The 11,372-nt window shown below is 50.6% G+C and carries 11 protein-coding genes and 1 rRNA gene; 7 read left to right on the top strand and 5 right to left on the bottom strand.

Features of this window, described 5'->3' with window-relative positions:
- The first annotated feature begins 3 nt into the window (after positions 1-3).
- The gene (clpB, locus tag Q0231_RS01375; protein WP_269395036.1) at positions 4-2,613 is read left to right on the top strand and encodes an ATP-dependent chaperone ClpB; all 2,610 of its coding nucleotides are present in this window, start codon (positions 4-6) and stop codon (positions 2,611-2,613) included.
- 104 nt (positions 2,614-2,717) lie between these two features.
- Here the strand turns inward: clpB and Q0231_RS01370 are convergent, their stop codons facing one another.
- Positions 2,718-3,359, bottom strand: coding sequence for a DNA alkylation repair protein (locus Q0231_RS01370; RefSeq protein ID WP_299344048.1), 642 nt, complete (start codon positions 3,357-3,359; stop codon positions 2,718-2,720).
- A gap of 87 nt (positions 3,360-3,446) precedes the next feature.
- On the opposite strand from Q0231_RS01370, the gene Q0231_RS01365 reads away from it, so the two are divergent.
- The gene (locus tag Q0231_RS01365; protein ID WP_299344045.1) at positions 3,447-3,671 is read left to right on the top strand and encodes a hypothetical protein; all 225 of its coding nucleotides are present in this window, start codon (positions 3,447-3,449) and stop codon (positions 3,669-3,671) included.
- Here Q0231_RS01365 and Q0231_RS01360 read toward each other — a convergent pair.
- Together Q0231_RS01360 and Q0231_RS01355 are read right to left on the bottom strand one after the other, a co-directional pair.
- On the bottom strand, positions 3,628-3,963 hold the full coding sequence (locus Q0231_RS01360; RefSeq protein WP_299344042.1) for a DUF2834 domain-containing protein: 336 nt from the start codon (positions 3,961-3,963) through the stop codon (positions 3,628-3,630). The genes Q0231_RS01365 and Q0231_RS01360 overlap by 44 nt on opposite strands.
- 459 nt (positions 3,964-4,422) lie before the next feature.
- Positions 4,423-5,433, bottom strand: a complete 1,011-nt coding sequence (locus tag Q0231_RS01355) for an alpha/beta hydrolase (RefSeq protein WP_299344039.1) — start codon at positions 5,431-5,433, stop codon at positions 4,423-4,425.
- Positions 5,434-6,236: 803 nt separating this feature from the next.
- On the opposite strand from Q0231_RS01355, the gene Q0231_RS01350 reads away from it, so the two are divergent.
- The 4 genes from Q0231_RS01350 (at position 6,237) to Q0231_RS01335 (ending at position 8,022) form a co-directional block, all read left to right on the top strand.
- On the top strand, positions 6,237-6,650 hold the full coding sequence (locus Q0231_RS01350; protein ID WP_299344036.1) for a DUF6157 family protein: 414 nt from the start codon (positions 6,237-6,239) through the stop codon (positions 6,648-6,650).
- A 1-nt stretch (position 6,651) separates the two neighbouring features.
- Positions 6,652-6,990, top strand: coding sequence for a VOC family protein (locus Q0231_RS01345; RefSeq protein ID WP_269395030.1), 339 nt, complete (start codon positions 6,652-6,654; stop codon positions 6,988-6,990).
- A complete protein-coding gene (locus Q0231_RS01340; RefSeq protein WP_299344030.1) occupies positions 6,990-7,502 on the top strand; it encodes a cupin domain-containing protein in 513 nt (170 codons plus the stop codon). The genes Q0231_RS01345 and Q0231_RS01340 overlap by 1 nt, the downstream gene beginning before the upstream one ends.
- A gap of 91 nt (positions 7,503-7,593) precedes the next feature.
- Positions 7,594-8,022, top strand: coding sequence for a CBS domain-containing protein (locus Q0231_RS01335; RefSeq protein ID WP_299344027.1), 429 nt, complete (start codon positions 7,594-7,596; stop codon positions 8,020-8,022).
- A gap of 27 nt (positions 8,023-8,049) precedes the next feature.
- Here the strand turns inward: Q0231_RS01335 and Q0231_RS01330 are convergent, their stop codons facing one another.
- Together Q0231_RS01330 and Q0231_RS01325 are read right to left on the bottom strand one after the other, a co-directional pair.
- Positions 8,050-9,990, bottom strand: a complete 1,941-nt coding sequence (locus Q0231_RS01330; RefSeq protein ID WP_299344024.1) for a M23 family metallopeptidase — start codon at positions 9,988-9,990, stop codon at positions 8,050-8,052.
- A gap of 600 nt (positions 9,991-10,590) precedes the next feature.
- Positions 10,591-10,938, bottom strand: a complete 348-nt coding sequence (locus Q0231_RS01325) for a hypothetical protein (protein ID WP_299344022.1) — start codon at positions 10,936-10,938, stop codon at positions 10,591-10,593.
- A gap of 122 nt (positions 10,939-11,060) precedes the next feature.
- Between Q0231_RS01325 and Q0231_RS01320 the strand changes: the two genes are divergently transcribed.
- A 16S ribosomal RNA gene (locus Q0231_RS01320) occupies positions 11,061-11,372 on the top strand; the annotation flags it as partial.

The raw sequence follows: 11,372 nt of genomic DNA, 5'->3' as shown, positions 1-11,372 counted from the left end.
AACGTGAATATTGAAAAATATACCGAACGTGCGCGTGGATTCGTTCAGTCAGCGCAAACTGGTGCTCTTTCTGCTGGGCACCAACAGTTTTCCCCCATCCACCTATTGAAAGTCCTTTTGGACGATGATCAGGGCATGGCCTCTGGTCTTGTTGATCGCGCCGGTGGCAATTCAAAAGCCCTGCGCGCCAGTGTGGCTGCGGGTTTGAACAAAATCGCTTCTGTTTCTGGGGGCGGTGGTCAGCTTTACATGAGCCGCGAAATGGCGCGGGTTTTTGAAACAGCTGAAAAAGCTGCAGACAAGGCCGGTGATTCTTTTGTCACCGTTGAGCGTTTGTTGCTCGCCTTGGTGATCGAAAAAGACAGTGATGCGGGCAAATTGCTTAAATCTGCGGGCGTTACGGCCAATGGGTTGAATGATGCCATCAACGAGTTGCGCAAAGGGCGCACCGCTGACAGTCAGAGCGCAGAAGAAAGCTATGATGCATTGAAAAAATATGCGCGCGATCTCACCGAAGCCGCTCGCGAAGGTAAATTGGACCCAGTGATTGGTCGAGACGAAGAGATTCGCCGGGCTATCCAAGTTCTGTCACGTCGGACGAAAAACAATCCAGTGCTGATTGGTGAGCCGGGCGTGGGTAAAACCGCGATTGCCGAAGGTTTGGCACTGCGAATCGTCAATGGAGACGTGCCCGAATCAATCAAGGGTAAGTCATTGCTTTCGCTTGATATGGGGTCGCTGATTGCTGGTGCGAAATATCGTGGGGAGTTTGAAGAACGCCTCAAAGCGGTTTTGAACGAAGTGACGTCTGCGGACGGCAATATCATTCTGTTCATCGACGAAATGCACACATTGGTGGGTGCCGGCAAATCGGATGGGGCGATGGATGCATCAAACCTGTTAAAGCCAGCATTGGCGCGGGGTGAATTGCACTGCGTGGGTGCAACAACCCTCGACGAATATCAAAAACACGTGGAAAAAGACGCCGCTTTGGCCCGTCGGTTTCAGCCTGTGTTTGTTTCTGAGCCAACTGTTGAAGATACAATTTCGATTTTGCGCGGACTAAAAGAGAAATATGAGTTGCACCACGGGGTGCGGATTTCTGACGGCTCTTTGGTTTCAGCCGCTACTTTGTCTAATCGCTACATCACAGATCGGTTTTTGCCGGACAAAGCCATTGATTTGATGGACGAAGCATCAGCCCGGTTGCGCATGCAAGTGGACAGCAAGCCTGAAGAATTGGACGAGTTGGACCGCCGAATCATTCAATTAAAAATTGAACGCGAAGCGCTGAAAAAAGAAACGGATGATGCGTCTAAGTCTCGTTTGGACAAGCTTGAAACTGAATTGAGTGATCTGGAAGAACAAGCAGATGCGCTTAACCAAAGGTGGGTTGCAGAAAAAGACCGTTTGGGTGCGGGGCAAAAGCTTAAAGAACAGCTCGATCATGCCCGGACGGATTTGGAAAACGCACAGCGACAAGGCGATTTGGCCAAAGCGGGTGAATTGGCTTATGGGCTAATTCCCGAACTTGAGCGTAAAATTGCAGCGGCCGAGGACGAATCGGGCAGCGCTGAAACCACCAGCATGGTGGAAGAGGTGGTGACCCCTCAGCACGTGGCTCAAGTGGTGTCGCGTTGGACCGGCGTGCCGGTTGATAAAATGCTTGAGGGCGAGCGCGACAAGCTGTTGCGCATGGAAGATGATTTGGCCAAACGTGTTGTTGGTCAATCTGAAGCGGTGACCGCTGTTTCAAAAGCCGTGCGTCGTTCACGGGCTGGGTTGCAAGATCCGAACCGGCCCATGGGCTCATTCATTTTCCTTGGGCCAACTGGTGTGGGTAAAACCGAACTGACCAAAGCATTGGCGCAATTTTTGTTTGATGATGACACCGCAATGGTGCGCTTGGATATGTCTGAGTTCATGGAAAAACACTCCGTGGCCCGCTTAATCGGCGCGCCTCCGGGATATGTCGGGTATGATGAAGGGGGCGTGTTGACCGAAGCGGTTCGCCGTCGGCCTTATCAGGTGATCTTGTTTGACGAGATCGAAAAAGCCCACCCGGATGTGTTCAACGTTTTGTTGCAGGTATTGGACGATGGTCGGTTGACCGACGGACATGGCCGCACGGTTGATTTCCGCAATACGCTGATCATCATGACATCAAACCTTGGTGCTGAATATTTGGTTGAACAAAAAGAAGGCGAATCGGTTGAATTGGTACGCGGTAAAGTGCTTGACGCTGTGCGGGCAAGCTTCCGTCCTGAATTCTTGAACCGGGTTGATGAGATCTTGCTGTTCCACCGTTTGGCCCGCTCAGATATGGGCGCCATTGTGGATATTCAATTGGGCTATTTGCGCAAGCTATTGGTTGAGCGCGATATTACGCTTGAACTTGACGATGCGGCCCGCGATTGGATTGCTAATGAGGGGTATGACCCCGCATATGGCGCACGACCTCTGAAACGGGTGATCCAGCGGGTATTGCAAGATGAGTTGGCCGAGAAGATTTTGGCTGGCGAGATTGCCGACGGGCAAACTGTGCACGTTAGCGCAACTGAAACGGGTTTGGTGATTGACCCTGACGCTTCTGTTCAAGAAGCGGCTCAATAATCCTTCAAACTGCACTGGCGTCGCAATGATGCGTCGCCAAAATCAACGATCAGCATATGCTCGGTATCAAATGATGCCGGGCATATGTTGGTTTTGCGTGATGGTTATTTCAGCTTACCAACTTCAATCCGAATAAACTCGGGCAAATAATTTGGCGTGCAACCAGCTGAGGTATGATCACCTTTATACAGCCCCAATCGTTCACCCAACCCAATACATTGGTCGCGATATTGGGGGTCATGAATGCCGATTTGTCCGGCGGTGAAATTCATGGCCCACTGCACTTGTGGGTCTTCTTTACCGAGATTATTTTCGAGCGAGGTGAGAAGTTGTAGGGTGTTGTTGGGCGGCACTTTGCCCGTCCATCTTAAACGCCCTTGATGGTACCAAAACAAGCGCCTGAGCAACGGCGAAGCATGATGTTCCCAGCTTTCCAGCAAGGCAGTTGTGCGTTTGGACTTCATCAATTGATGGGCCATCAACCATTCAGAAAGCTTGTCGCGCTCGCTTGGTGGATGGTTTGCAATGTCTGCTGCAAGTTGTTCAATCGATTCTTTTGAAAGTTCTGCTTTATTCAGAATGAGTGTTGCGACAAGGCGTGGGCCAAACTCGCCCGTGGACCACAACTCAAGCGCCAGCGAATGGTCCTGCTTGATCGCGGTCGCAAGTTTTTTGACGTCACCCATTCTTGGGTTTTGCTTATCGATTCTATCGTAAATCTCTTGCGCAGCGCTCGACAGTGCCATCATGCTCCCCCAACTTCGATTGTTTTGCAATAATGCGCAGGTCTATTAAGAGTTGCAAGCCATCTGGAATTGTCTTTAGGAGACCATATGATTGAATATTTAGGGTTGATTGCTGTGATCATTATGGTTGGATCCTATGCGTTGGAGGATCGGCATCCGCTTTTCGTTTTGCTGTTCGCCTTTGGCTGCGCCATGGCAGCGTTTTACGCTTGGTTGATTGGCTCAGTTCCATTTCTTATTGCCGAGGGCATTTGGGCGATTATTGCTTTTACGCGTTGGCTGCGCCGCGCGCGGAAGAATTCGCGGCCCTAACCGCCAAATAAAGTGGCAGCGCCACGGACAGTCCCAAACATAAACCTGCCAAGAACGCCGCCCACCAGTGCGGCACATTGTGCTTTCGTGAATCGGAAAAACTCCAAATCCAAAACACAAATGTTGCCCAAACGATATCCAGCGTGAAGCCGATGGTCGGGCCGTTGGCGACAACATGGCTGATGAACAGCGGTAGGTTTAGTCCCTCGTTTTGGATGAATGGCACATATTGCGACCAAGGCAATATCAGCCCAACAAGGGCGAGCAGGGCGTAGAGGCGGGTTTGGGTCATGTTGATACTCCTTAGTTGCGCCAAACCTATGCGACCGCTTGGTATAGAATCAATTCCGTCCTGGGGAATGGGTATGTTTAGGCTTTATGCGCAGCTGGTGGGGGGCAAGACGTCTATATTAGAATATGCGTTTTTGAACCCGGCTCTAGGCCGGGAATGCCAAATGGGGGCATACTGTCCTTGATCTTTTTGGTCCCGCATCAAGTGCGGGACGGTGCGGATGTCGGTGCGCTTTTCCCCTCGTACCGCCCCGGACTTGATCCGGGGTCGTTTTGCGCTGCGGCATGATGTTTGTGCTAACGGTTCGCGCCGCGCTTTTCACACCATTATTCGTCATCCCGGGAAAGCCCGAGGATGAAAGGTATGGCGGCACGTTCAAGGTTAGCTTTGGGCCAACAATTTAAATTTTGACTGTGTCTTAAAGGGCCGCGTTTTGGTTTCTTCGGGTGAAATGCGCTGTTAATCCTTCCACGCGGACAGGATTGCACCGGCGATCTCATTGTAACGATGGTAGAGGACCGAGTGGCCTTCGCCGGGGAACATCACTGTCTTACCGCAGGCTGGGATGAGACCACAGACGAAAGTGGCAACTGCCGGATCAACCCCACCATCATCCTGCCCGTGAAACACCAGCACTTCTGGCGCGTTGATATCTTCCAACGCAAAGGGCCAGTCGCGACGCTCCAGCGTGAAGTCGTGACTGGGGCCAGCGGCGCCTTGACGCAAAGCCTCGACTTGCGCCAACGCATATTCATCGCGTGTAAACATTTGAAGGTCGCGGTCCGATAAAATCTCGCCGCCCGAGCTTTGCATCACACCGATTGGATCGGCAAAGATCATGATCCGCATTAATCGGAAAAAGCTGCGCATCACAAACGGCGCATATTTTGCACTGAACATGAATATATTGTTGACCGGTGACGCACCAAAGCTTTGCTCGCTTAGTGCTGCCCAGGGATAGTCGGCATGAAGGTAGGGGCCCTCGCCGGCGACAATTGCCACAACGCTGAGCCTTTCAGGCATTTCATGCGCAACCAAGGCCGCGTAGGGTCCGCCAGAGCTGAAACCGATGACGGCAAACCGTTCAATTGCAAGTTGGTCCGCCACGGCCTGCACATCGTCCGCCCAATCAAGGTAAGAGCGGCCCGGCTGAAAATCCGAGCGACCATAACCCGGACGGTCGAGTGCGATCATCCTGATCCCCAACTCTTTATTGGCCGCGTCATATAATTGGGCCTCGATCCGCGACCCAGGTCCCCCATGGAAATAAAATATTGGTCGGCCATTCGGATCACCGCTATCAGTCCAGGCGAGTTGGCGGCCATCGGGTAGGGGTATTGTTTCGCCTTCGTCTGAGAAGCTGAAGCGGTCGGGCGGCGATGGCTGATAAACATAGAGCGCAATCACAGCGACGATAAAAAGAGCGATTATCGCCAGCAGCACAAATCTGATGAAACGAATAGCTCTCATAATTGTCTCCATGGTCAATGCCAACAACTGGCTTGCTGAGGAGCTTCTTTGAAGCATCACCCGTTTGCCCACGGTTGTGCTGGAGATCGTATAATCCCGGCCTCAACCGCAATATCCACGCTTGGGATAGTGCCAGCTAACAAAATCAATGGCAACACAATCGCATTGAGCACCAGCCGATACGGGGATAGCTTCAGTGAAGGTTATTTTGGTCGCTTTGTAGACGTTGCGGTTTGCCCCCTACAATAATCAAAATCTTATCCCCGTCCTTTCACCCCATGCCATACTGCCCTCATCTTCTTTGAAGCCTTTGGGGTGCTGACGAGCATTCGGGCGGTGAAAATGGGGAGGCGAACAAGTCCAATATGGCGCTGAACCCAATCACCAAAGGAAGAGGCTAAGATATGACAGGGGTCGCCCTTCATATCGTTTATGTTGATTTATCCAGCCCGACACCGAGGGCAGCTGTAAGTCGCATGGTGGGCATTGTTTCTCACCTTCACCTTTCAAAAGGTGATCATCAAATGATCCAAAGAGATCAAAGCAGTTTTGATGGTGTGCTTGAAAAGGGGATAGAAGGGTTTAGCACCCCGGGGTATTTCAAAATATGCGCTAAAACTTAGTTGCACGAGGCGTTTATTGTCTCATTTTTACTCTACTCAAACGAGCCAATATGCGCCTCGTGCTCCCAATCTCTTATCCCGCAAATGGCTTGCGCCATGTTGCGCTAAAGCTGTTTGAGGCGTTGACAGGTTGGATTGGCAATATTAGAACAAAATAAGAACAAGAGACGGGGGCGAAAAGTGAGCAAGCACACAACCAATTACGAGAATGCGTTTATTCAGGTCTCGCCCGATAGCGCAGCAATGGTTGGCACTTCACCAACACGCGCAGGCACAATCGCCGCCATGCAGTATGAGCGATTGATCAATGCCCCCTATCAAATAACAAGTGATGAATTGCTTTTTGGCATCTATGCCGACCGACGTGGTCTTTCGCAAAAAGAATGGGACGCAGAAAAAGTGGCGTTCTTTGCAAAAGGCCAACCCTGTTTGCGGGTGTCGCCCTTGGTCAAAACATTTGGCTGGGGCGTGCACCACGACGAAAAAGGTCGGGTTGCGATTTACCCCGTTGAGGGGGATCGATATGCGCAATTTGTAGCTGATCCCAATATAGAAAACATCAAAGGAATGCGTAACAAACGCAAAGGGAGCTGACATGCCAACTCTATTAAAAATTGATTATGTGGAACTGCCCGGTTCAGATTTGACCGCCTCCAAGCACTTTTTTGCAAAGGCGCTCGGGTGGAAGTTCACCGACTATGGGCCGGAGTATTTTTCATTCGACAATGCGGGCCTTGACGGGGGTATGGATGGCACCAAAGACGCGGTAACCAAGCCGCTTGTTGTGCTTAAAGCTGATGATTTGGAAGCGGCACTAGCCCAAATTGAGGCGGGTGGCGGTGAAATCGTGCGTCCCATTTTTGCCTTTCCCGGTGGACGCCGGTTTCACTTTAAAGAACCTAGTGGCAATGAAATGGCAGTTTGGGGTGAATAATGGGTGATGACGTTAAAGCCTTTGTGCGGTTGGCAGACTTAGAGACCATACCGTTCTCGCACGGCAAATCCTATGAATCATACGATGCGCCAGTTGCCAAAGCGCTGGGGCTGACCAAACTTGGGGCCGCCTATACTGTTGTGCCGCCAGGCAAAACGGCATGTCCTTATCATGTGCATCATGCTGAGGATGAGATGTTCATTGTTCTGTCTGGAAGCGGAGAATATCGATTTGGCGACACTATCCATGAAGTGCAAGCGGGAGATGTGTTGGGTGCCCCGGTTGGTGGCGCAGAATTTGCGCATCAATTGTGGAATAGGGGGAACGAGCCGCTGATATATCTCGCGATATCGTCCAAAGCCGATGTTGATGTTTGTGAATATCCAGATACGGGCAAGTTCGCCGTGATGAGCGGCGGCGGGAAAACCCGTCGGCATGGGCAATCTGCTTTTGCTTTTGTTGGTCGGGCTGAGCAGGGGCTGGACTATTTTGACGGTGATGCGGACGTCTAGGTTGGGCCGATTATTGGAAATGTGTGATTTTGCCGTCTTGCCGAACTTTCATTAATAACGCACACTCAATTTGTCGAAAGGAGAAATGCAAATGAAAGTTAGCGATATTCTTCACGCGAAGGGCAGTAACGTTCTCACAGTGACACGTTCAGATACGGTGGCCAAGGCCGTTGATATTCTGGGTGAACACAACATTGGTGTTGTTTTGGTTCTGGGTGATGTTGGCGAACTTTGTGGTATTCTTTCCGAGCGCGATATCGTGCGCCGATTGCGCGAATCGGGTGCTTCAGCACTTGAAGGCGCGGTTGGGAAATGTATGACCCCGGATCCATTTACTTGCGATATGGAAGCCACAGTGGATGAACTGATGGGCATTATGAGCCAAAAGCGCATCCGGCATATGCCTGTTGTGGATGGCGGCAAGCTGGTTGGTATGATTTCCATCGGTGATTTGGTCAAACGCAAAATCGAGCAGGCCGAACGCGAAGCGGCGGCGATGCGCGAATATATAGCCTCTTAGGCAACACGATTTGGGAGCGGTGGGGTTCTACCGCTCTGCGACGTTTATGGGGTTGGGCTCGCGGCCCATGAGTTCTTGGATTTGGGCGATCGTTTGCTCAAATTTCCGGCGATATTTATTGGGCAAAGCCTTGTCGCGTGGCAAACGCACTTTGAGTGGGTCAACCGTGCGGCCGTTGATTTTGATTTCGAAGTGGAGGTGAGGGCCGGTTGAATAGCCGGTGGAGCCAACATAACCAATGACCTGCCCCTGTCGAACGCGAACGCCTGGTTTCATACCTTCTGCGATGCGGGTCATATGCGCGTAGGCAGTTTCATAGCCATTGGCATGACTAAGCGAAACGAAACGGCCATAGCCTGAAACCCATTGCGCGCGTTTAACAACGCCATCGCCGGAAGCATAAATTGGTGTGCCTGTTTTTGCTGATAAATCAACACCGGTGTGCAGCTTATAGGTTTTAAAGATCGGATGACGGCGATAGCCGTAATTCGAACGCAGATTGCCCCCACCCTGCAGCGGCCGACGCATCAAGAACTTCTTGCCGGTTTGGCCGTTCTCGTCAAAATAATCCACTATGCCGTCGTCGGACTGGTGCCGATACATATGCCGTTCAACATTGGCCAGTTTTAAGCCAACATAAAGCAATTCCTTTTGTCCTTGCTGGTCTGGTTCGGAAAACAACAATTCGACAGAATCACCGGCGTTAATTTTTTTGGTGAGGTCCAAGTCATAAGCAAACATGGCGATTATGCGCTCAATGGTTGCATCCGGGATGTCATGCTTGCGGCCCGTTTCAAAGATCGAGCGATAAAGCGAGGGAAGATTGGCAACATCGATTTCTTCACTATCCTTTTCAGGAAAGTCGATGGCCGGTGGCGCGAGCCCCAATACATATTGTCCCTTATCTGTTCGGGCAACGGTGACGATATGCTGGGCGGCGCTGGTATAAACACTCATGCGATATGGCAGTTGGGTCGGAGCACCGGTTTCACTTCCAAACAGAATGCGCAGCTTGAGGCCCTTGTTCAGCGTGGTTGAAGGGAAAACATTCTTGATCGCACCTTCAATGCTGTCGACCATTCCTTGGGTGAAGCCGTTTTTCAGCAAGACATCTGCCAGTGGTGCATTCTTGCGCACAGTCAACACACGTTCAGTTCGTGAAATGGAATTGGAACCATCAATATTGGTGCGCGGCACGATAGAGACGTTTTCTGCTACTGACGAAAATCCATCCCGTACAATTGAAAGTGGGTTGATGTTTTCAACGTCTGTTGATGCATATGCAAGGGCAGCACCATCAAAACCGGTATAGGCGCCTTCCACTGTTGAGCGCACGAAGTCGGCGGCAATCGCATCGGTAATTGAAGCCCTGGGCGCATTCACAAGAGATAAAGAGGCTTGCACAACGGTAACTTCGCCTTCCACTTCCGCCCCATAAATATCTGTATTGATGGTGCGCGTGTCACTTGGCAAACTCACCGGTTGGTTGCGGCTCAATAAAGCCACGGGATCGTAGGCGGGGATGTCTTGGGAAAGGGCGGTCGCCGATGTGGCCAATGTGGCGCGGATGCGCTCAAAAGGCTGGCGCTTGATTTTGGCCACGCCGTCCACAGTTTCCCGGATCGAGGCTTCAATCGTCTCTTTGTCCGAACGGCTAGCGGCAATAGGCCGGACACGATCGGTCTTCATCACCACAACAGCCTGTGTCGGTGTTGGGGCTGGCTCGATGCCTAGAGCATCATAAGGAGTGGAAAATGTGCCTTTGCCGTCAAACGACACATAAAGCACCGCCGCCATTAGGAGCGCGCCAGTCAAACCAGTTAAAATGGTGCCGCTGAGCCATTTTAAAGAAACCTCACCGCTTTCGGGCAATTTCGAGCGCAGCACATTCACACTTAATGCTGCAGCGTCACGGAACCCGGCAGACTTAAGAAGTGCTCGATCTTGTTTGCGTTTAACTGCGTTCAAAACGTAACTTGCCTTCTAGCGTGCTGTTCTTGGCGCTTGATCGCCAAATTAGTTGCTTCTGGTGTAACGGACCGGCGATTTATGACACGAGTTCGGACCCATATTCAATGCACCATATGATCGTGTGGCGCTCACTCGTGGATATAAACCTCCACCATAAGCTGTATTGGGCGGCAAATGCGGCGAAACTTCGTCGGTATTTCCAATTATATTATGATCGATTTGACCAAGGTTTGGGGCCCAAAACCCCAGCTTTGCTGAGGTCCTGTGCTAAGGGGGGCAAGTGAGCAATAGAGATTGTCAAAAAACCTTCATTTTTCTGCCCAGCACCTGTTGACTCTGAAAAGGCCCAGCCCTATAACCCCCCAGCACTGAGAGAAACGACGTCGCAAGATGCTGTAGACACTCAGTTAACTGGTTGAAAGATAAATAGAACTTTGACTTTCAATTGAAGATGGATGGGTACTTTCAAGTACCAAAATTCATCAAGACCTTTGTTATCGTGTTCAAACGTAAGTTCGAATTTGTTAATAAGGTAACTGTTTGAAGAATATGAATTATTTTTCAAATGGGCATTGTAAAGCCTCGTTATTTGGTTTATCAATGTTTTTCTTGGAAATGAGCTGGCTCTGTCCGCTTGGTTTTAAGAAAATGTTTCATCGAAAAACAGTTTGTTTTTTGTTGAAATTGGTGGTTGACAGGTTGGTTTGCTGATCTTATAACCCCGGAGCGCTGATGAGACTGATTGGTTTTATTGAGTGTTTCCTGAATTGGGCAGCGATTTTGTTGCCGGGCTTGTCCGGTGAGATAGATTGTTGTTGTTGATTTAGGGTGATGATTTTGACGTTTATGCCATTGGTATGAGGGTCTGTTCTTTGACAGTGTGAAGAAGAAGAAAGAGAAACGTGGACGGCGAGATCCTTGCGGATTGATCGAAAGATTGATCATACAAGACTTCGATGGGTGTACGTTTCTATTAGAGAACACCAAATTACCTTTGCGCTGCGAAGCGCATAGTGACAAGTGGTGTCCTCGTCAAAACGTGCATTGCGTCGACAAAAGTCTATATCAAACTTGAGAGTTTGATCATGGCTCAGAACGAACGTTGGCGGCAGGCTTAACACATGCAAGTCGAGCGCTTCACTTCGGTGAGGAGCGGCAGACGGGTGAGTAACGCGTGGGAACATACCTAATAGTACGGAATAACGATTGGAAACGATCGCTAATACCGTATACGCCCTTCGGGGGAAAGATTTATCGCTATTAGATTGGCCCGCGTTGGATTAGCTAGTTGGTGAGGTAACGGCTCACCAAGGCGACGATCTATAGCTGGTCTGAGAGGATGATCAGCCACACTGGGACTGAGACACGGCCCAGACTCC

This window comes from uncultured Maritalea sp. (assembly GCF_937139385.1).
In the GTDB taxonomy this organism is placed as follows: domain Bacteria; phylum Pseudomonadota; class Alphaproteobacteria; order Rhizobiales; family Devosiaceae; genus Maritalea; species Maritalea porphyrae_A.
This window is presented reverse-complemented; position numbering and strand designations above follow the sequence as displayed.